We start from the raw sequence: 23,346 nt of genomic DNA on the forward strand, positions 1-23,346 counted from the left end.
CCCCGCCCGCGCGCCGCGAGAAAAGCCAGCAGAAAGAACGTTCCCGTCGAATTATGTCGTTGCGGCGAGGAGTCCGCGTATGAGCGAGTACGGTCGGTGGGTCGTCGTCAGCGCCGCGGGTATCCTCCTCGGAGTCGCCGTCTGGACGCCGCTTCTCACCGGTGAACTGAGTCTCGACGCGTACCTCGACCCGAGTCTGCTCGCCGGGGCGCTATTCGGGTGGATCGTACTCCTAGTGACGTTCCCGATGTTTCAGGAGTAGAGCGGAGCGTCTCGGTCGGCGAGTCGAGGAGACGGTCGGAAACTTCGCGCCACGGGGGCCGAGTTCTACTGTCATTTAAGGCCGTTCGGAATCGATAGGGAGGCATGGGAGACGACACCACTCCAGTCATCGCCAAGGCGGTCCGAACGCCACAAGGCAAGGAAGACGGCGTGTACGCCGACACGCGGAGCGAGGACCTCTCGGTTCCGCTCGTCAACACCATCTTATCGGAGACCGGACTCACGGGCGAGGACGTAGACGACCTGATGTGGGGCGTCGCACAACAGCGCGAGGAGCAGGACAACAACGTCGCGCGAGTCATCGCGCTCCTCTCGGACCTCGGTGAAGGGGTCCCGGCCGCGACCATCAACCGCTGGTGTGCCTCCTCGATGCAGGCGGTCATCAGCGCGAGCGACGCCATCCGCGCGGGCCAGCGCGACGCCATCATCGCGGGCGGCGTCGAGAACATGAGCCGCGTCCCGATGAGCCAGAGCTACGGGAACGTCCACCCGCGGATGGCCGACCACTACAACGTCGGCGAACTCTCGATGGGGATGACCGCCGAGAAGGTCGCCGAGGAGTACGGCGTCTCCCGCGAGCAACAGGACGAGTACGCCCTCCGGAGCCAACAGCGCGCCGCCGAGGCCACCGAATCGGGCCGGTTCGACGACGAAATCGTCCCCATCGAGACCGACGACGGACTGGTCGAGGAGGACGAGGGCATCCGGCCGGACACCTCGATGGAAGCCCTCTCGGGACTTCCCACGGTGTTCAAGGCCGACGGGACCGTGACGCCGGGGAACTCCTCGCAGATTTCCGATGGGGCGTCCGCGACGCTCGTCACCAGCGAGGCGTTCGCCGAGAAACACGGCCTCGACATCATGGCCTACGTCGGCGACAACAACGTGACCGGTGTGGACCCGACCGTGATGGGCATCGGCCCGGTCCCGGCGACGCAGGGCCTGCTGGAGCGCACCGGCGAGTCCATCGACGAGTTCGACCTCGTGGAACTCAACGAGGCGTTCGCCAGCCAGACCGTCTACGCGAAGAACGAACTCGGCGTCCCGGACGAGAAGTTCAACGTCAACGGCGGCGCAATCGCCATCGGCCACCCGCTGGGAGCCTCCGGCGCGCGCCTGCCCGTGACGCTCGTCCACGAGATGCAGAAGCGCGACGCCGACAAGGGCTTGGCGACACTCTGTGTCGGCTTCGGTCAGGGTGCCGCGATTACCTTCGAGCGGAAGTAGCGAGCGAACCGAGCGGACGAAGGAGCCGACCGAACGCGGCGAACGGTCGGTGGTCTGCCACGGACCTCGGTCGGAAGCCGCCGACACCGGGAGGACGGCACTCGAAATACGATTGGAAATCTATCATTTTTCCCGCGGTACGCAGTGGGTAGGACGCGAAGGCTCGGATTCCGTCGAGCGGGGGACGTAGTAATTCCCAGTATCCGAGAGAAACCCGACCCACCACCGTCGAACTAACGTGGCACCTTATGCGAGTCGATAGCGACCCAACTCAGGGTTCTCGATGAGTAACGACACTGATGCGGACCGGAATCACGACTCGAACGACGAACAAGACCGGAATACCGACCACGACCGAAACGACGCGACGCGAAGCGACGACCAGCGCCGAGCGAACACCTCGCGGCGAACCGTCTTACAGGGGGTCGCCGCCGGGTCCGTCGCCGGACTGGGCGGTCTCGCGGCCGGACGCGACCCCGAAGGCGAACCCGCCGGAGCGCGACAGGAGACGACGACACAGCAGGGCGGAGGAGACGGCTTCTTCGAGGAGGGCACCGAAGTCGGCACGCAAGTCGTCGCCGACGGGGACCTGACCGCGCCGACTGACTTCGCCGTCGCGCAGGGCCAGAACGACCGCCAGTACGTCACCGACCAGACCGGGCAGGTGTACGTCGTCACGCCCGACGGCCTGCGGGACGAACCGTTCGTGGACGTGAGCGACCGGATGGTCGAGTTGGGGCGGTTCTACGGGCTGTACGCCTCCGACACGCAGGATTACGACGAGCGCGGACTGCTGGGCATCGACTTCCACCCGAACTTCCAAGAGAACCGGAAGTTCTACCTCCACTACAGCGCGCCGCCGACCGACGAGTTGCGGACCATCAACTGGGACCACATCGAAGTCGTCTCGGAGTTCCGAGCGACCGAGGACCTCTCGTCGGGGGACCCGGACAGCGAGCGCGAACTCCTCCGACTTCCGCATCCGCAGTACAACCACGACGCCGGACCGATGGCGTTCGGTCCCGACGGCTACCTCTACGTGCCGATGGGCGACGGGGGCGGCGCGAACGACAACATGTACGGCCACGTTCCCGACTGGTACGACCGGAACACCGGCGGCAACGGACAGGACATCGTCCACAACCTGCTGGGCGACATCCTCCGCATCGACGTGGACAGCGAGGGCGAGAACACGCCCTACGGCATCCCGGACGACAACCCCTTCGCGGGCGACGCGCCGGGCCGCGACGAAATTTACGCCTACGGGTTCCGCAACCCGTTCGGCATCTCGTTCGACAGCGACGGCAACATGTTCGTCGCGGACGCGGGCCAGAACCTCTGGGAGGAGGCCGACGTGGTAGAGCGCGGGGGCAACTACGGTTGGAACGTCAAGGAGGGCACTCACTGCTTCAGCACGGAGCAACCGGGGAGCGCGGACGCCATCACCGACTGTCCGCAGAACGCGCCCGACCAACCGCACGGCGGCGGCCCGCTTCTGGACCCCGTGGTGGAGTTTCCCCACCAGTACCAAAACGAGTGGGTCGGCATCACCATCGTCGGCGGGCATCGCTACGAGCAATCGACCATCTCCGGGATGCAGGGCAAGTACGTCTACGGCGTCTGGACCGAGGACCCGACCCGACAGGAACCGCAGGGCCGGATTCTGACCGCGGACCCGCCGGAGGACTTCGGGCAGGGCGGCGGGACCCAGACGACTGCGGCGGCAGAAGAGACCACTACGGCAGGAAACGAAACCACCGCGACGGGCGAACAGACGACGACCCAAGAGGCCGCACTCCAAGACCAGACCACGACCGAGGGCGGCGAGACGACCACGGCGGACGACGGGCAGGTCGTCCCGCGCGACGAACTCTGGGAGATGCGAGAACTCCGGATTACCGGCGGATTCGACTGGTTCGTCCGGCAGTTCGGACGGGGTGCCGACGGGGAAATCTACGTCCTCGTGAGCAAGCGCGGCGTCCCCGAGGGCGACACCGGCGCGGTACTGAAGTTGGTGCCGCCGGGCGAAGGCGACGGCGAACAGACGACCACGGGAGGCGGCGAGACGACTACGGCCGCCGACGAGACCACGACGGTCGATACCGACGAGACCACCACGGTCGATACCGGCGAGACCACCACGGTCGATACCGGCGAGACCACCGCGGCCGCACAGGACCGCTAAACCCAGTCGTCACAGAGAGCGACGGTCGTCACGTAGGGTGACTGTCGTCACCCGAGACCGGCAAGTGCTACGCGGAACCGGAAAATGACCGCACTCGCGGTCACGCCGCGAGCGCGGGGAGGAAAATCGGCTGTCGCCTCGACCGGCGTCAGGCCCGCGGGTGACACCGATTGATGGCCTGCCGGACCGACTCCTTCCGGCCGAGGAAGGTGATGTGGTCGCCGTGCTGGAGGGTGAACTCCTCGTTCGGCACCTCGCTCTCGCCGTCCCGGCCGACCAGCGCGATGAGGACGCCGTTCGGGAGTTCGTCGTCGAGTTCCGCGATGGTCTTGCCGACCATGTCGTCGGCCGTGACCTCTATCTCCTGTACGTCGCCCGACCGGCCGAGTTCCGTCATCCAGTCCGATAGCGCCGGGCGCTCGATGACGTTGTCGATGGCCCACGCGGTCGCCGACGAGGCGTCGATGGTCTTCACGCCGAGGTCCTCGAAGGCGTCGACGTTGTCGGGGTTGTTGGCCCGCGCAATGACAGTCTCGGCGTCGAACTTCGAGTTCGAGAGCTGTGCGACGAGCAGGTTCGCGTCGTCGTCGCCCGTCGCGGCGACGACGATCTTCGCGTTGTTCGCACCCGCGCTTCTGAGGACTTCGGTGTCGGTTCCGTCCCCGTGATGGACGGTGAAGTCCTCACTGCGGGCGAGCTGTACCATCTCTTGGTCTCTCTCGATGATGACCACGTTTTCGCCGCGATCTTCGAGGCGTTCGGCGAGCGAGCGGCCCACCTTCCCGCCTCCTACGATGATTACACGCATGGGTATCACGTCTAAGTACTCCGCGATGTGTCGAGCGAATCCGCCCTCGAACACGACCGTCGCCAAGATGACGAGGAAGACGGTCCCGACGAGGACGTTCGCAGTTTCGTTCAGGCCCTGATTCTGCAGTTGGACCGCGAACAGCGTGGCGACCGACGCCGGGATGATGCCCCGCGGTCCGACCGCGCTCATGAAGATGCGCTCGTTGATGGTGTAACGGTCGCCGGTCGTCGAGAGGAGGACGCCGAGCGGCCGGATGAGGAGCGCCACGGCCGCGACGACGACGAGGCCGCCGAGTCCGAGCGCCAGCAGGTTCTCGAACTGGAGCAGGGCCGCCAGCGCGATGAACACGAACGAGAGGACGAGCAGGGTGATGTCGCCCTTGAACGCCTCGATGTCCTCCTTGTACGGAACGTCGGCGTTACCGAGGACGATACCTGCCGTGGCGACCGCCGCGATTCCGGCCTCGGCGGCCAGCGTGTTGGCGCTGCCGAACGCGACCAGCGCACCCGCCAGCGTGATGAGTCGCGCGTTCTGGGGGGCGTTGGTCGGCGAGAGGTCCACGTACCGGAGCAGGTACCAGACGATTGCGGCGACGACGAGGCCGACGAGGACGCCGATGCCGAGCCGTCGGACGAAGTCGGAGACGACTGCGTTGACCGTCGGGTTCTCGAGGACGACTACCTCGAACGTCACGACCGCCAGAATCGCGGCGGTCACGTCGTTGACGACGCCCTCGGTTTCGAGCGCGATTTCGACGCGGTCGCGGGCGGGGACCACTTCCAAGATGGGCGTGATGACCGTCGGACCGGTCGCGACCAGCAGCGACCCGACGAGCATCGCCACGTCCCAACCGACCCCGAGCGCGAACCGGACCACGGCCGCGGTGCCGACCAGCGCGACGATGGCACCGATGGTCACGAGTTTCACCGTCTCCCGAGGAGCCTCACGAAGCTTCTCGACGGTGAGGTGGAACGCTCCCTCGAAGACGATGATTGCGACCGAGAGGCCGACGATGGCCGACAGCGCACCACCGAACGCTTCGGGCGTGATTATCCGTAGACCCTCGGGGCCGATGATGATACCCGCGAGGATGAGAAACAGCACGCTGGGCACTTGAAAACGGTCGGCTAAGACCTGCGCTCCCACACCGAGACCGATGATTGCGGCGACGATCGGGACAAGTGCGCCACCTTCTGCTGCCACTTTGTAATCCTCCGTATCCGTGTAAAGTGGCGAAGGGTGTTTAAACTGGTCGGTCGCGGCCGATGCTGGCGGTCGAGTTCGTCACTGTCGATAGTTGAGTTTCGGTCGGTTCGGTAGTCGGCCTCGTATCGGAGCGTCGAACCAGTGTATAAATAACCCGACCGCCCGACCGTCCCATCAGTAATGACGGACGCCGGACTCGCCGAGCGGTGGGGCCGCGAGAGCGCGCTGTACGAGGAGTACCGCGACGCCGCACTCGACCTGCTGGCGACCGACGAGGAGTTCCGGGCCGCCCGGTCGGAGTGGGGCCGGTTCTTCGTGACCAGCCACGGCGACGCGCTCGCGGACGGAGACCGACCGAACGCCGGGAGCGACCGGTCGAACGCCGCGACCGACCGGCCGACCGCCCCGAAAGACGAACTGTTCGTGGACTCGCTGTACTACGACTTCGTGGTGGACCGCATCGTCGCTGTCGCCGAGCGCGAGTTCGAGTTCCGACTCGTCAACCGGGAACCGCGGGCCAACACCGACGCGCTCTCGTTCGCGTTTCGGGCGTTGCACGACCGCGTGGCCGACGAAATCGACTCGCTCGCCAGCGACGCGCGAGCCGCTGGCGAGCGCGGAGCAGAGACCGACCCCATCGCGGCGTCGCTCACGGCCGCCGACCTCCGGGCGGCCGACGCCGACTTCCTGCGGACCCTCTACGAGAACGTCGTCTCCCGCGAGTTGCGACTCGCACTCGGGGAGTACCACACGCCCCGAGGAGTCGCCCAACTCGCGGTGGACGCCCTCGACGTGGCCGACTACGAGGCCGCGACGTTTCTGGACCCCGGATGCGGGTCGGGGGTGTTCCCCTCGGTCTGCATCGAGCGGAAAATCGCCGCGATGGAAGACACCCACTCGCCCGACGAGATACTGGCGAACGTCACCTCGACCGTCGTCGGCATCGACTTGAACCCCGTCGCGGTCACGAGTACGAAGTTGCACTACCTGCTGTCGCTGGTGGACCTCCTCGACGCCGCCGACGGTCCCCGCGAACTCGAACTGCCGGTCTTCCTGACCGACGCGCTCGGCCTGACCCGCGAGGACCCGATTCGGTTCCGGGGCGAGGAGTTCGACCCCGACGCCGACCACCTCGTCGGGAACCCGCCGTGGATTCCGTGGAGTCGCCTCCCCGAGCGCGTGAAGGCTTGCTGGCGCGACCGCGACGCCGACCCCGACGCGCCCGACCTGCTCCCCCACGACGGCGCGGCGTCGCGCCTCGGGTTCGCCAACGACGACGTGTCGCTCCCGTTCGTCTGGACCTGCATCGACCGCTACCTGACCGACGGGGGCGGCGCGAGTTTCGTCCTCAAGCGCGCCGTCTCGAAGGGTCCCGCCGGGAAACTCCTCCGGACGCTCCGCGTGGGCGACCGACCGCTCGCGCTCGAACGAGTCCACGACTTCAACGGTCTCCGGCCCTTCGGCGAGGAGGTCGGGGCGAACGCCGCCGTCTACGCGCTCCGGGCCGACGCCGACCACGAGTTTCCCGTCGAGACGACTTCGTGGACCAAATCCGAGGAGACCGACCGCGCGCCCGACTTCGCCACGCGCGAGGCGATGGCCCGGAGCCTCGACCGCGAGGAGACCGCGCTGGTCCCGGTGGACGAGGCCGAACCCGCGTCGGCGTGGGTCCGCGCGGACGCCGAACGCGCCGCGCTCGGCGACTGCGCCCACGAGATTCGCCACGGGGTCAAGGACGACGCCCAAGCCGTCTTCTCCATCGACCGCGAGCGGGTGGCCGACCTCGAAAACGAGTTCGTCTACCCCTACGTCAAGTCGCGCCACGTCGTCAAGTACGGGCTGTTCGGCCACGAGTTGCGCCTCGTGCCGCTCCGGAAGGCCAACGAGGACAACGAAGCCGAGTTGCGCGAGGAGTGTCCGAACACCTACGACTACCTCGAATCCCGCCGCGACGAGTTGGAAGCGCGCTCCTCGTCGTGGCTCGACAAGGGGCCGTTCTACAACGTCTTCGGTCTCGGCGAGTACACGTGGAGCGAGTACAAGGTCGCGTGGTGTCGCCTCGGGTTCAAACCGCACTTCGCGGTCGTCTCAACCGTCGAGGACGACGACTTGGGCGAGAAGCAGGTCGTTCCGGGCGACCACTTCATGTTCGTCGCGGCCGACAGCGAAGAGGAGGCCCACTTCCTCTGTGCCCTGCTCAACTCCGCGCCGTACCAGCGGTCGCTGAAACACGTCGCCTCCGAGGGGAAGGCAAGCCTCTCGAAGTCGGTCGTCTCGAACCTCGCGCTCCCCGAGTACCGGGGCACCGAGAGCCAGCGACGGCTCGCCGACCTCTCGATGCAGGCTCACCAAATCGTGCCCGAACACACCGACACCTCCAAGCGCGCCTACAATGCGACGACGATTCCGGAGTTAGAGTCGTTACAGGCCGAAATCGACCGGCTCGTGGAGGAGGAGCTGGCCGAGGCCGACGGCGGGAGCGAAGCGGACGACCGAGAAGACTGGGGCGACCGGACCGAGGACGACCCGACCGCCGGGACTTTCTTCCAACCCGAACGTTCTTGAGACGGAGGGGCGAACGCTCGCGTACGTGCTACTCTCGATACTCGGCGGCGTCTTCCTGCTCGGGGGCGTCGCGTTCGGCTGGTACGGGCTCCGACCGCTCGCGGTCGTCCCGCGTCTGTTGGGGACCGAGGTGGACGGTCCGGCCACGGTGAGTTCCGACGACGACTTCGTGGTCTGTCGGGGGCATACTCAATCGGTCGGCGAGACGCTGAACGCGCCGTTCTCCGGCGCGGAGTGCCTCGGTCTCGAATACGAAATCGGCGAGCGCCAGCTCACGGCCGACGAGATTCCGCTGACGTGGAGCCACCTCGACGACGGCGTGGCGACGGTCCCCTTCGAGTTGCGCGACGACGGCGGTCGAATCCGGGTCGAACCCGAGTCCACGCACTTCCGTCTCGACACCGAGAGCGAGACCGTCACCGTCCCGGCTGGCGACGACCCGCCGGAGCGAATCCGGTCGTTCATGGAGTCGCGCGGCGAACTGTCGCCGACCGCGGGCGGATTCCTGTCGTCACTCGGTATCGGGACGCGCCGGTACACCGAGCGCCGCGTGGACCCCGAGGAGTCCCACGTCGTCGCGGGCCGACCCGAGTACCGGGACGGACGGGTCGTCCTCTCGGACCCGGCCGTCATCGCCGACCGGTCGCCGCGTGGGGTCGTCCGGCGTCGCCTGCGCGCGGCGGCGTTCCCGCTCGTCGCGGCGCTCGCGTTCCTGCTGGCTGGCGCGGGACTCCTCGCGCTCGCGTGAGTGTCCGCGCTCGCGTGAGTGTCCGCGCTCGGACTGCTCGCGCTCGTGTGGCCGGTCCGACCGTCGTCCGCGTCGAAAAAGTACTCGACAGGTCTCGGCCGCAGGCTCCGGTTACAGATACGGAATGTCTACGTCTACGATGTCCCCGGAGGCGTCGTCGTCGCAGACGTTCAGGCCACCCTTACAGATGGTCGCGCCGAGGTCGTCGCCACAGCCGCTGACGTAGTTGACGACGTAGCAGACCGCCTTGACGAAGGTGACACAGGAGACGGCACCGACGACGGTGACGCCGAGCGCACCGCAGGCGAAGGCACCGACCGTGCTACAGAGGAGCCGACAGGTCTTGTTCGCCGCCCAGTAACAGCCGCTACAGTAGCTGATGTTCAGGAAGTCGGGGAAGTCGGTCCAGTCCGCGGCGCTCACGTCCTGCCGTGCGAACGACTTGAGCGCGTCGCCGTCCGGTTCGATGGTGGTGTGGGAGACGCCGCTGTCGGTCGTGGCCGCGCCGAGTTGGGTCGCCTCGACCGAGGTCGCCGCCTCGTACCGCTCGGTCTTCTGGTAGACGCCCTCGTCGTCGTACTGCTCGAAGTCGAGTTGCGCGAGTTCGACGTTGCGCGTATCGAGGTCCCGACCGACGACGACCGCCGCGCGCTCGCCGTCGGCGGTGTCGAAGTTGTACGCGACCAGTTCCCGCCGGAAGTCGCCCGCTTCGACGCGCGCGGCGTCGAGGTTGTCGAGGTGCCACGAGAACTCGTAGCCCTCCTCGTTGGCGACTTCCATCAGGGTATCGAACTGCTCGGTCCGCGCGAGGTCCCGCGCGAGAGCCATCTTCCGGCCCTTCTCCAGCATCGTGATGGGGTCCTCGTCGGGACCCTCCGCCGCCGCGACCGACGCCGAGAACATCCCCGCGATGCCGGTGACGCCAGCGCCGCCCATTCCTTTCAGTACGCTTCGTCTACTTGGTCCGTTGTCAGACATACGATTTTTCAGAACTACTACGATAAAATAAATCTTGATATTTTATATTTTATTTAATATAGAGAATACGTAATATATTCGGGTCGGTTCGCTCGGCGGCGCTATCGGCGCATCGGCTACGAGTGAGTTACGACCACGATGTCACCGAAAACAGGACCGTCGAGAACGACGGACGGTCGAGGGGAAACGAGGACCGTCGAGAAAAACGAAGACCGTCGAGGAGAACGGCGGACCGCCGCGAGCGCGCCGGTCAGGCGCTCTCGTACTCGCGCTCGTAGATCTCGTCTATCTCGTCGGCGAACCGCTCCAAGATGTTGCGGCGCTTCTTCTTCATCGTCGGGGTCAGCAGGTCGTTGTCCTCGGTGAACTCCTCGCCGACCACACGGAACTGCTTTATCTGCTCGTGGGACTCGAACCGTCCGTTGACCGACTCGACTTCTTCGTCCATCCACTCCCGGACCGTCTCGTTCCGAGTGAGTTCCCGGTCGTCGTCAGGCAACTCGATTCCCTCGCTGTCGGCGCGCTTGCGGACGCCCTCGAAGTTCGGCACGACGAGCGCGGAGACGAACTTGTGGCCGTCGCCGACGACGACCACCTGCTCGACCACCTCGCTGGCCGCGAAGGCGTCCTCGATGGGACCCGGCGCGACGTTCTTCCCGGTCGAGAGGACCAGCAGTTCCTTGGCGCGCTCGCGGAACTCGATGTAGTCGTCGGGCCGCAGTTCCACGATGTCGCCGGTCCGGAACCAGCGTTCCGACGAGTCTTCGGCTTCGGTAAACGCGCGGTCGGTCGCGTCGGGCATCTCCCAGTAGCCGTCGGTGACGTTCGGTCCGCGGACGAGCAACTCGCCGACCTCACCCTCCGAATCCTCGAAGGTCTCCGCGGAGACGACCGAGCTATCGACCCGGACCTCCTCGTCCACCACGGGGGTCCCGATGGTGCCGACCTTGGGCTCCTCGGGCGGGTTGACCGCGACGACCGGGGCGGTCTCGGTCAGCCCGTACCCCTCCAGAATCGGCAGGCCCATCCCGTGGTACAGCGCACAGAGGTCCGGCGAGAGGCTCCCGCCGCCGCTGATGAGGAAGTCGATGTTCCCGCCGAGTCCGTTCCGGACCTTCCGGAAGACGAGTTTGTCGGCGACCGCGCGCTTGGCTCGCAGTCCGAGACTCGGGGTCTCGGTCTCGAAGTACTCGCGGCCGACCTCGGTTGCCCACTCGAACAGGCGCTCGGAGACCGGCGAGGACTCGGCCTGCTCGCGGATGGCGTCGTACATGCGCTCGTAGACGCGCGGGACGCTGGTCCCGGTGGTCGGTTCCACCTTCTGGAAGTCCTCCTGTAGGGTCTCGGGGTCCTCGGCGTAGGCCACCGTCGCGCCCGCGGCGAACATCAGGAAGTGGCCAGCGAGTCGTTCGAGGACGTGGGCCAGCGGGAGGAACGAAACCGTACTGGCGCTCTCGTCGATGACCGGCAGGTCGCCCTTGTCGGGCCGGGGACCGAACCGCTTGTAACACTGATTGACGTTCGCCCGGAAGTTCCAGTGGGTGAGTTGGACGCCCTTCGGTTGGCCGGTCGTGCCGGAAGTGTAGATGAGCGTCGCGAGGTCCTCGGGGTCGCGCGAATCGAGCCACGACTCGTACTCGTCGGGGTCGAACGCCTCGCTCCCGCGGTCGTAGAGGTCCCCGAGCGTGTGGACCTCGAAGGCGGCCTCGTCGGCGGTAGCTTCGCCCTCTCGGCCGAGTTCGTCCATTACAACCGCGAATTCGAGGTCCAGCGAGTCCTGCACCTGCACGACTCTATCGAGGAGTTCGCCGTTCTCCACGACCACGCCGTCGGCGTCGGGGTCGCCCAGCAGGTACTCGACCTGACGGGGCGACGACCCCCGGTAGACCGTGGTCACGACCGCGCCAGCCGCCAGCAGGCCGAAGTCCGCGTGCGCCCACTCCATGCGCGTGTCGGCGAAGATGCCCACGCGGTCGTCCTCCTCGACGCCCAACTCGCGGAACCCGGCCGCCAGTGACCGGACGATATCGCGCGTCTCGGCGTACGAGAGCGAGCGAAACTCCCCGTCGGCGGCCGCGCTGATGGCCGCCCCGACGAGCGACCGGTCGTACACCCCGCCCTTGTACTGCTGGGCCGGACGGTTCTCGTGTCGGGCCGCGCTCTCCTCGAACAGCCGCGACATCGTGGACCGGCCGACCACTTCGTCCTCGTACTCCCGTTCGGCGTCACGCCACTCCATACCATTCCATCAGAAGCCCGTGACATTAAGGTACTCCCGAACTTCGAGGGCGTTGAACCGCGTTTATTCCGGGCGTTCGAGACGTAATTTCTCACTCCTCGCTCCCGTCGGGCCGCGTTATCTCGTCGCGGGAGACCTCCCGGCCGAGGTCCGCCGAGCGGTAGATACCGTCGAGGAGAACCATCGACTCCAGCGCGATGTCGGCGGTCGGCGGAGCCTCGCGGTGGCCCAGCAGGTCGGCGACCCAGTGGTAGAGCGGGTCGGCCCACAGTCCCGCGTCGTAGGCCGCTTCGCCGCGCTCGCCCCGCAGATACTGCTGGCGAAAGAGGTACTCCTCCAAGTCGGCGCTCGCCGTCATCTCCACGTCGCCGACCGTCGCGTAGTACTCGAAGGGGTCCAAGCGGACGCCCCCGCGAGTGCCGACGAGGGCACTCGACTCTCCCTCCATGTAGCGCGACCAACTCGCCCGGACCGAGAGGACCGACCCGTCGGCGAGGGTGGCGAACGCGACCGCCACGTCCTCCACGTCGTAGTCGGTCTCCTCGATGCGGCGTTGGTACTCGGTTCCCTCCTCGAATCGGTCGGGCACGGTCCGGAACGTCTCGGCCCGGACGCGCTCGACTTCGGGGAGGTCGAGAGACTGGGGGTGGCTCGCGGGCGGCCCGTCGGCGCGCGGCGGGTCGCTCACCGGCCCACCGCGCGCCGACTTCGCCGCCCCTAGCAGGTACAGCAGTTGCCCGACGGTGTAGCTCCCCAAGTCGAGGACGACGCCGCCGCCCGCGGCCTCCTCGTCGAGGAAGGCGGGCGAGCCGTAGCCGTCCACGTAGGGCGTGCCGCGGCGGCGCGCGCCGAGGGGCGTCTCCTCGGGCCAGCCCTCGCCGGTGAACGCCAGTCCGGGCGACCGGGCCGCGGTGGCGTGGTAGACCTCGCCGAGCGCGCCCGCGTCGGCCAGCGACTTCGCGGCCAGCGTCTCCTTGGTGTAGAGCAACTGGTTCTGGACCGCGAGCGGGTTGCCGGTCCGGTCGGCGGCGTCGGCGATGCGCTTCGCCGCGGCGTAGTCGTCGGCCATCGGCTTCTCGCAGAAGACGGCCGCGCCCGCTTCGAGGGCGTCTACCGCGATGTCGGCGTGGAGGGTCGCGTGGACGCAGACGTTCACCGCGTCGAGGGCCGCCGCGTCGAGCATCGCGCCGTGGGCGGCGTAGCTCTCCGCGCCGCACTCCTCGGCGAGTGCCTGCGCTTTGGGTTCGTCGATGTCGGCGACGGCGACGACCTCCGCGCCGGGAATCCCGTCGTAGCGCGCCGCGTGATTCTGGCCGCGATTGCCCGCGCCCACGATGCCGATTCGGACTGGCTCGGTTTGCACTCCCATCGAAGAATCAACGAGTCGGACGATGTGAGCGCGTAAATTGCTGGTGGCTACTCGGGATTCGTGGGAGAGCGAGGGCGATTCTCTCGACAAACCGCCGCGACGCGGAGGTGACCTTTTGCAACCCGGCGCGTGCTGGCGCGGCCCGTCAGTGGCCGCGCCAACTCGCGCGAGGGATGAGTAGCGCAGGTCGGAGCGAAGCGGAGACCGAGCAACGCAATCGGTTGGGGAGGACGTGGCTATTGCTGTGCGGTGGCGGGGCGGTGACTCCTCGTTGTCGGCGATAGCGCGGTTCGCGGTCGCGGTGCTGTCGGCGGTCACGGTACGGTTCGCGGTCGCGGTGCTGTCGGCGGTCACAGTGCGGTTCGCGGCCGTAAGTCGTCACCGAACCCGTTACAGTAACTCGGCTGAAAAGGCAATCAAACCCGTTCTAAAACAATTGTACTTCGGTCTCAAACAATTCCATACCTATTCTTTCTGCCGGTCGAGATAGGTCACGACGCCCCGGACGTTCAGGCGGGCCTCCTCGCTGGCCTTCCGCTCGCCCCACACGTCCACCAAGTCAGCGTTCTCCGCGAAGTAGTCCTCCACCGCTTCCGCGTCACCCAGTTCCTCGTACTTCTCCTCGACCTCCGCGACCCACTCGCGCAACACGGCGGCGTACTCGTCCATCGCCTCGTCGTCGTACTCCCGCGGGCCGAAGTGCGGATAGAGGAGGGCGTCGGGGTGCAGGTCCCGAATCGTGTCGAGGTCGGCCAGACACTCCTCGAGGTCGAAGTTCGGCGGCGGGGAGGTCTGGCGAATCTCCTCGACGGTCGGCACCCAGATGCCCGCCGCGTCGGCGGTGAACACCGCGTCGTCGTCGCGGTCGTGAAAGAGGACTTGGTGGGGCGCGTGGCCCGGCGCGTGGTACACGTCGAGGTGGTGGTCGCCCAGATTGATAGTGTCGCCGCCGTTGAGTTCGACCACGCGCTCCTCGGGGACGGGCTTGGGTTCGACGTAGAACTCCCACTGGTCGCCGACCGCGGCCTTCGTCCCTTCCACGAGTCGTGTGGGGTCCACGAGGTGCGGCGCGCCGATTTCGTGGACCATCACCTCGGCGTTGGGGCAGGCCTCCGCGAGGTAGCCCGCGCCGCCCGCGTGGTCGAGGTGGACGTGGGTCGGCGCGATGACCGCGACCTCCTCGGGGGCGATGTCCAACTCGTCCAAGGCGTCGAGGAGGACCTCGTGGTGGGTCCCGATGCCGGTGTCCACGACGGCGGGCCGAGCGGCGTCGTAGATGTACACCGCGCCGTACTCGTCGGTGTCGTACATCCCGGTATCGACGTAGTAGAGGTCCGAACAGTCGCCGACCGTGACTTCCCGGAGGTCTCCTCGGGTCATGGTTGGTGGGTGGTCTCGGCGGGGTAAAAGGTGTTCGGCGTCGGAAATTTGGGTTCGGAAGGAGGAGCGGTTCGAGTCCGGTACTGGGGTTCGAGAGCGTTCTACCGTCGTAGGTGTCGGTCAAAGCGGGGCTAGCTCATGCCGACTCGAAGGAGTCACCGCACCGCTCCGCACAGCATCAGCCTCACACCTCCCCAACCGCTTGCGCTACTCGGCCTGCGGCCTGCGTTGCTCATCCCTCGCGCGCTGATGGCGCGACCACTGGCGGGTCGCGCCAGCGCGCGCCGGAGTGAGAAGTCGATGCGAACGCGTCGAGATAGAACGCCCGGCCTTCGCTTCGACTCGAACGGGCGTCGGGTTCGTTTCTCCCCGATCCCCGACTCATCGCCCTGCCAACCACTGCCCCACGAACGATACGGTTTTTTGCCGGGAGCAGAATTGAGAGAGTAGGAATGCTAGACCGGAACTACATCCGCGACAATCCGGAGGAGGTCCGCGAGGGACTCCGCGAGCGCGGGGCCGACGACGTGGACCTCGACGTGATTCTGGAGAAAGACGAGGAGTGGCGCGACCTGAAAGCCCGTGGCGACGACCTACGCCACGAGCGCAACGAGGTCAGCGACAAAATCGGCGAGTTGAAGCAGGCCGGAGAACACGAGGAGGCCGACGAGGCCATCGAACGCTCGCAGGAACTCAAAGAAGAAATCGAGGAGGTCGAAGACCGCGCCGCCCAACTGGAAGACGAACTCGAAGACGCCCTGCTCCGCGTGCCCCAAGTCCCCCACGAGAGCGTCCCCGAGGGCGACGACGAGGAGGACAACGTCGAGACGCGCCGCGAAGGCTTCGAGGACCTCCGGAACCTCCCCGACGAGGTGACGCCCCACTACGACCTCGGCGAGGAGTTGGACATCATCGACGAGGCCCGCGCCGCCAAGACCACCGGGAGCGGCTACTACTTCCTCAAGGGCGAGGGGAGCCAACTCGAACACGCCCTGATGCAGTTCATGATGGACGTTCACCGCGAGCAGGGCTATCAGGAGATTTTCCCGCCCATCCCCATCAACAGCGAGTCGATGACCGGGACGGGCCAACTCCCGAAGTTCGCCGACGACGCCTACAAACTGGAGGACGAAGACCTCTGGCTCTGTCCGACCGCCGAGGTGCCGGTCACGAACATGTACCGCGACGACATCCTGCTCAAAGACGACCTCCCGCTGAAACATCAGGCCTACACCCCGAACTTCCGGCGCGAGGCGGGCGAACACGGCACCGAAACTCGTGGTATAGTTCGTGTCCATCAGTTCAACAAGGTCGAGATGGTCAACTTCGTGGAACCCGACGAGAGCTACGACCGACTCCACGAACTGCTGGACGAGGCCGAAGAAGTTCTCCGACGACTCGACCTGCCCTACCGCGTCCTCGAACTCTGTACCGGCGACCTCGGGTTCAAGGCCGCCAAGCAGATCGACCTCGAAGTGTGGGCACCCGGCGACGACATGGACGACGGTCCCGACGAGGGCGGCCGCTGGCTCGAAGTCTCGACGGCCTCGAACTTCGAGGACTTCCAAGCCCGGCGCGCTGGCCTGCGCTACCGGCCCGAGCGCCACGAATCGACCGAGTACCTGCACACGCTCAACGCCTCGGGACTGGCCCTGCCTCGCGTGATGGTCGCGGTTCTGGAGTACTACCAGAACGACGACGGCACCGTCACCGTTCCCGAAGCCCTCCGGCCCTACATGGGCGGGAAAGAGGTTATCGAAGGCCACGAACCGGTCGGCGAGAGCGCGCTCGGCGCGGGCGAGAAGGAGTAGTCGGCCGGAGACGAACCGCGTTCTACGCTTCGAGTGCAACTACGTCGTTGCCGTTACACTCCGGACAGGTCTCCGGTTCGGTGAAGAACCGCTCGCCGCAGTCCCGACACTCGTGGCTCGCTTCCTCGTCGGCCGCGGCCTCGGAGGCCTGCTTGAACTCCTCGACTTTCTTGCCGAGGTCTCGAAAGAGGCTCATCGTGCATACGACTAGCAGAGTAGCGGGATAAGTCTTGGTGACGGCTCGATTCAGTTCGTGTACGTTCTGATTCGAGCGATTCGCCTGCGCTCGCCCTCACTTCCGCCGTCGCGCTCGAACTCGAACGCGTCCACGAACCCGAACATCCGGTTCCCGCCGGCGTCGCGCAGGCGGCCGCGAACCGCTACCTTCGGACCCGCTTCACCCGGACCCGCTTCCCCCTTACCCGTTTTCCCCGCGTCGCGGTCCTTGACGTAGACCGCCTCGATTTCGTGTGACGTGTCTTTGTTCGGCCTGCCGTCGCGCACGAACTCGACCAGCGTCTCGCGGCCCTCAAAGGTCCGGTCCGGGCGCTCGTGGACGACGTTCGCCCCGAGGAGGTCGGCGAACCGCTCGAAGTTCTTCGCGTCGATGGCCTCGTAGTAGGCGCGAGCGAGGTCGGTCGCGCCGGGTTCGGTCGCGTCGGTCATGGGCGGGGCCACGGGCGGCGGCCGTATCAACCCCGGTGGACTCCGCCCGCGTCTCGGCGCTCCGTCCGATTCGTCGCGTTTATCGGAGTCGGCCGAAATTGGGCGAGTATGGACCCGCTTCACGCCCGGTATCCGTTCCTCGACGGGGCCCGCGAGAGCGTCCGCGAGGCCGACATCGGTCTCGTCGCCGTCGTGACGGGCGACGAGCGCCACCCCGCGGTCGAACGCGGCGTCGAGCGGGTGCGCCGCGCGCTCGTGGACGGGACGGTCCGGCCGGACCCCGACGACGAGCGACGCTGGGGGACGCGCGCGGAACTGCTCTCGTACCCGGTCGCGCGCGTCCTCGTGTCGCTCGTGGACGCGCCCGGCGCGGTCGAGAAGTACGCCAGTTCGGAGGCCGACACCGCCTTCGAGCGGTTCACCGACGACTTCGAGAACCCCGACGACGGTCTCAAATCCACCGCGGACACCGCCATCTCGCTCGACGCCCTCCTCGCGGAGTTCGACCTCTCCGGGTCCGTGCGGGAGACCGACGCGGGCGACGGCTACCGCGTCTCCGTCGGGCGCTATCTCGCACTCTCGTCGAATCTCGACGGCGAGTCGTGGTCGCTCGCTACCCGGCAACTCGCCGACGGTGCGGTGAAAGTTTCGGAGTCGGAACTCCACGACCTCCTCCGGGAGGCGGTCCGCCAGCGCGTCGCCGCGGGCCTGCCGACCGAGGTGCCCGACGAGATTCGCGCGGGCCTGACCGACGAGGTCGCCCAACTGCAGGACACCTTCTCGGAAATCGACATCTCGCGTGACATCCCGATTCTCGCGCCCGACTGCTTCCCGCCGTGTGTCTCCTCGCTGGTCGAGCGAGCGCAGGACGGCGAGGAGCTGAGCGACCCCGCGGAGTTTGCGCTGGTCGCGTTCCTCACGAGCGCCAACGCCGACACCGACGAACTGCTGGCGCTCTGCGGCGTCGATAGCGACACCCGCGCGAAGTCGGTTCGCTACCGGGCCAACCGGGTCGGCGACGAGTCGGGTGCCCAGTACGCGCCGCCCTCCTGCGAGACGATGGCGGCCTACGGCGAGTGCCCGGTCGCCGACGACGAAGACCCGACGACCGACGCCCGCTGTGACTCGATTTCGCATCCGTTGGCGTACTACGAGGAGGCACTCGACGACACAGAGAACGTCTGAAATCCACACTTCAATCGGTTTCTCGCAGACCCCACAGACTACCCGGCGTGCGCTGGCGGCTCCTCGTGGGCCGCCGACACGCGCGAGGGACGAGGCTTGCGAGACGCGACGCGTCTCGCCCATCTTCGAACGTCGTTCGCAGACATCGCAGCGAAGCGAGTAGCGCAATCGGTCGGGGAGGACGAGGTGCGGCGCGGTGCTGTGCGGGGCGGTCTGATAGGAGTCGGCACCAGTGCGATTCGCAGTTGCAGTGCGGTCTGCTATTGCGGTGCAGGTTGGATGGTGTCGGTAGTAGCTAGCTTCGTTTCACTTTCGCTACCTCCTCGCGTCCCGCATTCTCGCAAAATCGGTCTCTCACCGAGCTATCACTCGACAAGAATCAAAACCGAAACCGCCAACGACCAGAGAACGAGCGACCGCCGAACTCGATTCCAACTCAGTACTGCCGCGACATCCAGAGACCGACACCAGTCATCAACAGCACGAACAAGACGATGACGCCCACGACCGCCAACGCGCCCGTCTGCGTGAGTCCGCCGTTGCCGTAGGTCATGCCCACGCCGACGAGGAGGGCGATGAAGACGCCGACGGAACCCGCACCGACGAGAATCTCGCGGCGCGTCTCCTTATCTACCATGGCCGACGATTCCGAGGGTATCGGCAAAAGGGCTTCGGAACGACCTTTTGCTGCGCTTCGCGGCGCGGCTCCGCCGCGCCGCTCCGCTGGCAAAAGCTCGACCAAAAACACGGCGGTCGTCCCGCCGCTCGCTGCGCTCGCTCTCGTCCTCCCTTGGTCCGCTCGCTCGTCGCGTCGCGCGGCGCTTCGCGCCGCGTCTCGCTCCTCGCTCGCGGGACGATTGCTGGTGCGCGAGCCGTCGGCTCGCTGAAATTCTGGTGGTCGAATCGAGCGCGCGGTGGCCCAGATTAATTCGTGCTTTCATTTCTCGAATTTACACGTTATTGGCCTATTAAACTCCTCTCACGTACGTCTAGCTGTACTGGTAGATGCAAAACTTAGGAGCGTCCAGCCCCTATCTATTCGTACGCGGAACCGGCCGACAGAGCGCGGGCGAGACGTTGAGACGCCGATTTCGGTAGTCGTCGGTCGGCCGCACACAGAGAGGGAAGCCAATGGCAAACACAACAGCTTCCGAACGAACGCGCGCATCGCTCCCGCCCGTCGAGGGCGTGACCGACCTGCGGTCCCAGCGCGCCCGGATGGAGCGCATGGCGGTCACGCCGCTCGGCGGCGGCGTCTACGAAGTCGAGAGCCAGAGCGGCCACACCTACTCGGTGGACCTGCCGGGCGGGCGCTGTACCTGCCCGGACCACAACTTCCGAGGAGTTCGGTGCAAGCACATCCGGCGAGTGGCGATTGAGGTCACCGAGGGGCGCGTCCCGCCGCCCGGCAAGCAGGCCGTCGCGTGCCGGAACTGCGGCGACGAACTGTTCGTGGGCGAGACCGAACCCGGCCCGCACTTCTGTCCGGAGTGCAGGCTGGAACCGGGCGAGACCGTCGTGGACCGCGAGACCGGCGACCTGCTGGTCGTCGTCCGGACGACGCCCCGGCGGGCCGACGAGGTCGAGATTACCGGCCACGACTGCACGGTTGCGGCGTACGCGACCAACGAGGCGTATCGCCCCGACGACGTGGTGGTCGAAGCGATGTACCCGGTTCCGGCGGGCCTCGCTTCCGACGAGATGAAGCCCCACCACTTGCGGCGCTACTCGTTCCCGCGAGGCCGACTCACTCGCAGGCGCGAGGAGGCCCGCCCGGCCGAGCGCGAGGACCAGTCGGCGCTCGGCGACTTCGAGGCGAGCGTCTGAGGAGTCGAGTTCCGAACGGACGAGCCGAGAAGTGGGTGTCGTGACGAGTGAGCGGTCGCGGCGGTCCGGCCCTCCGATGGCGTGCCCCGCCTCCGGACCGCCGCGGGACCCCGCTGGACGCTCCGAAATTCGGAACGTGTGGTCAGTTGCAATGCGACGGTCGGTGACGTAGCCCACGGGAGACACTCGACCGAAACCCGACTGCGCCACCGACAGTGGTATAATAGTCACGATTGCTGATATAGCTTTTCATACCAGTTGGTGAGTGTATCGAAGTCCCACAGCGACCGGACCGAGAAACTACTCCAGCATCGCCGCCGCCTCGTCGGGCGAGAGGACGCCCTGCTCGACGGCGTGCAACACGTCGCGGATGTCGTGACCGTCGTCTCCGTCGTCGTCCTCGTCGCTCTCCCGGAGCGCGTCGAGGGCATCGCCGTCTTCGAGCGCGGTCTCTTTCTTGACGCGGTAGTTGCCGCCGTCGGTCTGATGCACGTCCGCGGGATGGAAGAAGAACCAGTCCTCGCGGTCGAACCGCACGCCGATTTTGGGCTTCGCGCCGAAGTTCTGCGAGAAGTACACCAGCGCCTCTACCTCCTCGCCGGTCAGGTAGATGGGGTCGCCAGAACTCGATTTGGCCTCGATAGCGTAGAAGACCGTCCCGTCGCCCGCCAGCACGTCCGGGAGTTCCCGCTCGGTGGCGCTCCCGCTGGCGGGCGCGCGCATGACCGCGAACCCGGCCTCGTCGAGTCGGTTGACGAGTTCGCGCTCGCGCCTGTCACCCTTGGCGTTGGACATCGGCCACCCCCGAGAGACCCGTCGTGTCTGGCATAGTCGGTACTGCTTCCTTCGGCGTGTTAAGTTTCTCGGGAGCGCGGTGGAAGTGAACCGGGCGACCGCCTGCGTCCGCGGCCGCGCGGGCGGCCAGCGGCTTTTTGTCCGGCAGTCCCACTCACTCTGTCGTGGCCAAAGAGGAACTCGACCAGCGCATCGAGACCGAGCCGCCGGGCGAGGGCCAGAAGTCCAAGCAGGAGATTCTGGCCCAAGAGATACAGGAGGGGTTGGAGGAACTCGAACGCCCGGCCGACGGGCTGTTTCTCTCGGGCGTCTCGGCCGGACTCGACATCGGCTTCGGCCCGCTGTTCATGGCGGTCCTCCTCACGCTGGTCGGCGGGACGTGGGGCGAACCACTGACGAGAATCGTCGTCGCCAACGCCTACGCGCTCGGATTCATCTTCGTCATCGGCGGCCGGTCGGAACTGTTCACCGAACACACCGCGCGCGCCAGCCTGCCCCTCCTCGACGGCCGGGCGAGCCTCGGCGAGTTGGCCCGGCTCTGGGCGCTGGTCTACGGCGGGAACATTCTCGGCGGGAGCGTCTTCGCCGTCTCGATGGTGTACTTCGCTCCGGCCTACGGCATCGCCGAGTCCGCGGCGTTCGGCGAAATCGCGGCGAACGTCGCGGGCCACGGGCCGTGGCTCCTGCTGGCTGGCGGCGTCGTCGCCGGGTGGCTGATGGGCCTGCTCTCGTGGTTGCTGACCGCCGCCAAGGAGAGTATCTCGCGCATCGCGGTGGTCTGGCTGGTCACGACCAGCATCGGACTCGCGCACTTGCCCCACTCCATCGCGGGCAACGTCGAGGTGTTGGCGGGGGCGCTGGCCTCGCCGCGCATCTCGCTGGCCCAATACGTCGGATTCCTCGCGCTCGCGACGGTCGGCAACGCCATCGGCGGGTCGGTGTTCGTCGCCCTGCTCAAGTACGGACACGTGGTGCGCGGCGGCGAGGAGTCCGAGTCCGAGACCGAATAACGACGCGGGAGCTACCGCCCGCCCGACCGCTCGGGACCGACCTCGCCAGCCAGAAACTCGACCGCCGCGTCGGTGGCGTCGTCGGTCGGTTCCAGCCACGGCATGTGGCCGTGGTCCTGCAGGGTCACGAAGTCGGCGTTGGCCATCGCACCCGCGACCGGCCGACCGACCGACGGCGGCCAGAAGAAGTCCTCGGTCCCCCAGACGAACCGGGTCGGGAGGTCGATATCGCGGACCTCCTCGCGGAGGTCGAACTGCGGGTTCATCCCGCGGAACGTGCCCAGCGTCTCCATCATCGAGAGGAGGCTCTCGCGCTGGCCGGGCAGGCCCTCGCCGACGACGCTCGGGCGGAAGTAGGCGTCGGGAATCGCGGCGTCGTCCGCGACGTTGATGCGCCGGAACTCCGCGCGGGACTCCGGCACCGTCTCGGTCTCGAAGTAGTCGAAGAGCCACCGACCGACGCCGGGCAGGTCGAAGAGTCGGAAGAGCGCAGGGATGTCCCGCGAGAGTCCGGCGGGCGCGCCGATGGCACAGAGCCGTTCGACGCGCTCGGGGCGGTCAACCGCGAGCGCGAGCGACTGGAACCCGCCGAGCGAGTTGCCCATCACGGCGGCCGATTCGACTCCAACCGCGTCCAGAAAGTCCGTGACGTACTCGACGCCGAACTCCCGGAAGCCCGTCTCGCGGTAGTCCACCGCGGTCGAGAGTCCCCGGCCCGGCCGGTCGGGAACGTAGACGGTGAAGCGGTCAGTCAGCGCGTCGAACATCGGGAGCCAGCAGGTCGCGGTCGCGCCGAGTCCGTGGAGCGCGAGGAGCGCCGGTCCCTCGCCAGCGGTCAGGTAGTGGACGCGCCCGGCGGGGTCGGGGAGGGTCACGAACCGCGATTCGGCGTCCACGTCGTAGTGGTCACAGACTTCCGAGAGGGCATCGACGTACGGTCTCGCCGTCTCGCTCGGCTCGTAGTCGTACTGAAGGGTCACGGTCCGGGATACGGACTCCGGAGAAAAAGCGTTAGCGACCGCAAGTCTCCATCGCACCCACTGCACCCGCCGGTCTCGGCCT

19 protein-coding genes are annotated in these 23,346 nt (G+C 66.9%); 9 read left to right on the plus strand and 10 right to left on the minus strand.

All coding sequences use genetic code 11. The features are described from left to right. Positions 1–79: 79 nt before the first annotated feature. The 3 genes from EPL00_RS15215 (at position 80) to EPL00_RS15225 (ending at position 3,694) form a co-directional block, all read left to right on the plus strand. Positions 80–262, plus strand: coding sequence for a hypothetical protein (locus EPL00_RS15215; protein WP_135853569.1), 183 nt, complete (start codon positions 80–82; stop codon positions 260–262). A 104-nt stretch (positions 263–366) separates the two neighbouring features. Beyond that, the gene (locus EPL00_RS15220; RefSeq protein ID WP_135853568.1) at positions 367–1,509 is read left to right on the plus strand and encodes a thiolase family protein; all 1,143 of its coding nucleotides are present in this window, start codon (positions 367–369) and stop codon (positions 1,507–1,509) included. Positions 1,510–1,792: 283 nt separating this feature from the next. Continuing rightward, complete coding sequence (locus tag EPL00_RS15225; protein ID WP_135853567.1) at positions 1,793–3,694, plus strand: PQQ-dependent sugar dehydrogenase; 1,902 nt, start codon at positions 1,793–1,795, stop codon at positions 3,692–3,694. A gap of 148 nt (positions 3,695–3,842) precedes the next feature. Here the strand turns inward: EPL00_RS15225 and EPL00_RS15230 are convergent, their stop codons facing one another. Continuing rightward, positions 3,843–5,708, minus strand: coding sequence for a cation:proton antiporter domain-containing protein (locus tag EPL00_RS15230; protein WP_135853566.1), 1,866 nt, complete (start codon positions 5,706–5,708; stop codon positions 3,843–3,845). Between the two features lie 183 nt (positions 5,709–5,891). Here EPL00_RS15230 and EPL00_RS15235 point away from each other — a divergent pair, with 183 nt between their 5' ends. Both EPL00_RS15235 and EPL00_RS15240 read left to right on the plus strand, forming a co-directional pair. Continuing rightward, the gene (locus EPL00_RS15235) at positions 5,892–8,276 is read left to right on the plus strand and encodes a DNA methyltransferase family protein (RefSeq protein WP_135853565.1); all 2,385 of its coding nucleotides are present in this window, start codon (positions 5,892–5,894) and stop codon (positions 8,274–8,276) included. 25 nt (positions 8,277–8,301) lie between these two features. Next, positions 8,302–9,024: a hypothetical protein gene (locus EPL00_RS15240; protein ID WP_135853564.1), complete on the plus strand. Its 723-nt coding sequence runs from the start codon at positions 8,302–8,304 to the stop codon at positions 9,022–9,024. A 111-nt stretch (positions 9,025–9,135) separates the two neighbouring features. On the opposite strand, the gene EPL00_RS15245 is transcribed toward EPL00_RS15240, so the two are convergent. The 4 genes from EPL00_RS15245 to EPL00_RS15260 all read right to left on the minus strand — a co-directional run bounded on the left by EPL00_RS15245 (position 9,136) and on the right by EPL00_RS15260 (position 14,990). Then, on the minus strand, positions 9,136–10,002 hold the full coding sequence (locus tag EPL00_RS15245) for a halocin C8-like domain-containing protein (protein WP_202932656.1): 867 nt from the start codon (positions 10,000–10,002) through the stop codon (positions 9,136–9,138). A gap of 250 nt (positions 10,003–10,252) precedes the next feature. Then, positions 10,253–12,241: an AMP-dependent synthetase/ligase gene (locus EPL00_RS15250; protein WP_135853563.1), complete on the minus strand. Its 1,989-nt coding sequence runs from the start codon at positions 12,239–12,241 to the stop codon at positions 10,253–10,255. 91 nt (positions 12,242–12,332) lie between these two features. Beyond that, a complete protein-coding gene (locus tag EPL00_RS15255) occupies positions 12,333–13,610 on the minus strand; it encodes a Gfo/Idh/MocA family protein (RefSeq protein ID WP_135853562.1) in 1,278 nt (425 codons plus the stop codon). Between the two features lie 465 nt (positions 13,611–14,075). Further along, positions 14,076–14,990: an MBL fold metallo-hydrolase gene (locus EPL00_RS15260; RefSeq protein ID WP_135853561.1), complete on the minus strand. Its 915-nt coding sequence runs from the start codon at positions 14,988–14,990 to the stop codon at positions 14,076–14,078. A 452-nt stretch (positions 14,991–15,442) separates the two neighbouring features. Here EPL00_RS15260 and serS point away from each other — a divergent pair, with 452 nt between their 5' ends. After that, positions 15,443–16,801, plus strand: coding sequence for a serine--tRNA ligase (gene serS / locus EPL00_RS15265; RefSeq protein ID WP_135853560.1), 1,359 nt, complete (start codon positions 15,443–15,445; stop codon positions 16,799–16,801). A 22-nt stretch (positions 16,802–16,823) separates the two neighbouring features. Here serS and EPL00_RS15270 read toward each other — a convergent pair whose 3' ends face one another. Then, a complete protein-coding gene (locus tag EPL00_RS15270) occupies positions 16,824–16,997 on the minus strand; it encodes a hypothetical protein (protein WP_162224237.1) in 174 nt (57 codons plus the stop codon). A gap of 50 nt (positions 16,998–17,047) precedes the next feature. Further along, positions 17,048–17,467, minus strand: a complete 420-nt coding sequence (locus EPL00_RS15275) for a nuclear transport factor 2 family protein (protein WP_135853559.1) — start codon at positions 17,465–17,467, stop codon at positions 17,048–17,050. A 108-nt stretch (positions 17,468–17,575) separates the two neighbouring features. On the opposite strand from EPL00_RS15275, the gene EPL00_RS15280 reads away from it, so the two are divergent. After that, positions 17,576–18,652, plus strand: coding sequence for a DNA primase large subunit PriL (locus EPL00_RS15280; RefSeq protein WP_135853558.1), 1,077 nt, complete (start codon positions 17,576–17,578; stop codon positions 18,650–18,652). A gap of 436 nt (positions 18,653–19,088) precedes the next feature. Here EPL00_RS15280 and EPL00_RS15285 read toward each other — a convergent pair whose 3' ends face one another. Further along, positions 19,089–19,289 (minus strand): DUF7472 family protein, encoded by a 201-nt coding sequence (locus EPL00_RS15285; protein WP_135853557.1) that lies wholly within the window; start codon positions 19,287–19,289, stop codon positions 19,089–19,091. A 494-nt stretch (positions 19,290–19,783) separates the two neighbouring features. Here EPL00_RS15285 and EPL00_RS15290 point away from each other — a divergent pair, with 494 nt between their 5' ends. Further along, a complete protein-coding gene (locus tag EPL00_RS15290) occupies positions 19,784–20,479 on the plus strand; it encodes an SWIM zinc finger family protein (RefSeq protein WP_135853556.1) in 696 nt (231 codons plus the stop codon). A gap of 300 nt (positions 20,480–20,779) precedes the next feature. Here the strand turns inward: EPL00_RS15290 and hjc are convergent, their stop codons facing one another. Next, positions 20,780–21,274 carry a Holliday junction resolvase Hjc gene (gene hjc, locus EPL00_RS15295; RefSeq protein WP_135853555.1) on the minus strand — a complete coding sequence of 165 codons (495 nt, stop codon included), beginning with the start codon at positions 21,272–21,274 and terminating at the stop codon, positions 20,780–20,782. Positions 21,275–21,438: 164 nt separating this feature from the next. On the opposite strand from hjc, the gene EPL00_RS15300 reads away from it, so the two are divergent. After that, on the plus strand, positions 21,439–22,284 hold the full coding sequence (locus EPL00_RS15300) for a formate/nitrite transporter family protein (protein ID WP_238398215.1): 846 nt from the start codon (positions 21,439–21,441) through the stop codon (positions 22,282–22,284). 11 nt (positions 22,285–22,295) lie between these two features. On the opposite strand, the gene EPL00_RS15305 is transcribed toward EPL00_RS15300, so the two are convergent. After that, the gene (locus EPL00_RS15305) at positions 22,296–23,264 is read right to left on the minus strand and encodes an alpha/beta fold hydrolase (protein ID WP_162224238.1); all 969 of its coding nucleotides are present in this window, start codon (positions 23,262–23,264) and stop codon (positions 22,296–22,298) included. Between the last annotated feature and the right edge of the window lie 82 nt (positions 23,265–23,346).

The sequence above is a fragment of the Halorussus salinus genome (genome assembly GCF_004765815.2).
Lineage (GTDB): Archaea > Halobacteriota > Halobacteria > Halobacteriales > Haladaptataceae > Halorussus > Halorussus salinus.

Excerpts from the sequence above, each read along its gene's own strand:
- EPL00_RS15215 (WP_135853569.1), top strand. The coding sequence starts at position 80 with ATGAGCGAGTACGGTCGGTGGGTCGTCGTCAGCGCCGCGGGTATCCTC.
- EPL00_RS15220 (WP_135853568.1), top strand. The coding sequence starts at position 367 with ATGGGAGACGACACCACTCCAGTCATCGCCAAGGCGGTCCGAACGCCA.
- EPL00_RS15225 (WP_135853567.1), top strand. The coding sequence starts at position 1,793 with ATGAGTAACGACACTGATGCGGACCGGAATCACGACTCGAACGACGAA.
- EPL00_RS15235 (WP_135853565.1), top strand. The coding sequence starts at position 5,892 with ATGACGGACGCCGGACTCGCCGAGCGGTGGGGCCGCGAGAGCGCGCTG.
- EPL00_RS15245 (WP_202932656.1), bottom strand. The coding sequence starts at position 10,002 with ATGTCTGACAACGGACCAAGTAGACGAAGCGTACTGAAAGGAATGGGC.
- EPL00_RS15250 (WP_135853563.1), bottom strand. The coding sequence starts at position 12,241 with ATGGAGTGGCGTGACGCCGAACGGGAGTACGAGGACGAAGTGGTCGGC.
- EPL00_RS15255 (WP_135853562.1), bottom strand. The coding sequence starts at position 13,610 with ATGGGAGTGCAAACCGAGCCAGTCCGAATCGGCATCGTGGGCGCGGGC.
- EPL00_RS15260 (WP_135853561.1), bottom strand. The coding sequence starts at position 14,990 with ATGACCCGAGGAGACCTCCGGGAAGTCACGGTCGGCGACTGTTCGGAC.
- serS (WP_135853560.1), top strand. The coding sequence starts at position 15,443 with ATGCTAGACCGGAACTACATCCGCGACAATCCGGAGGAGGTCCGCGAG.
- EPL00_RS15270 (WP_162224237.1), bottom strand. The coding sequence starts at position 16,997 with ATGAGCCTCTTTCGAGACCTCGGCAAGAAAGTCGAGGAGTTCAAGCAG.
- EPL00_RS15275 (WP_135853559.1), bottom strand. The coding sequence starts at position 17,467 with ATGACCGACGCGACCGAACCCGGCGCGACCGACCTCGCTCGCGCCTAC.
- EPL00_RS15280 (WP_135853558.1), top strand. The coding sequence starts at position 17,576 with ATGGACCCGCTTCACGCCCGGTATCCGTTCCTCGACGGGGCCCGCGAG.
- EPL00_RS15285 (WP_135853557.1), bottom strand. The coding sequence starts at position 19,289 with ATGGTAGATAAGGAGACGCGCCGCGAGATTCTCGTCGGTGCGGGTTCC.
- EPL00_RS15290 (WP_135853556.1), top strand. The coding sequence starts at position 19,784 with ATGGCAAACACAACAGCTTCCGAACGAACGCGCGCATCGCTCCCGCCC.
- hjc (WP_135853555.1), bottom strand. The coding sequence starts at position 21,274 with ATGTCCAACGCCAAGGGTGACAGGCGCGAGCGCGAACTCGTCAACCGA.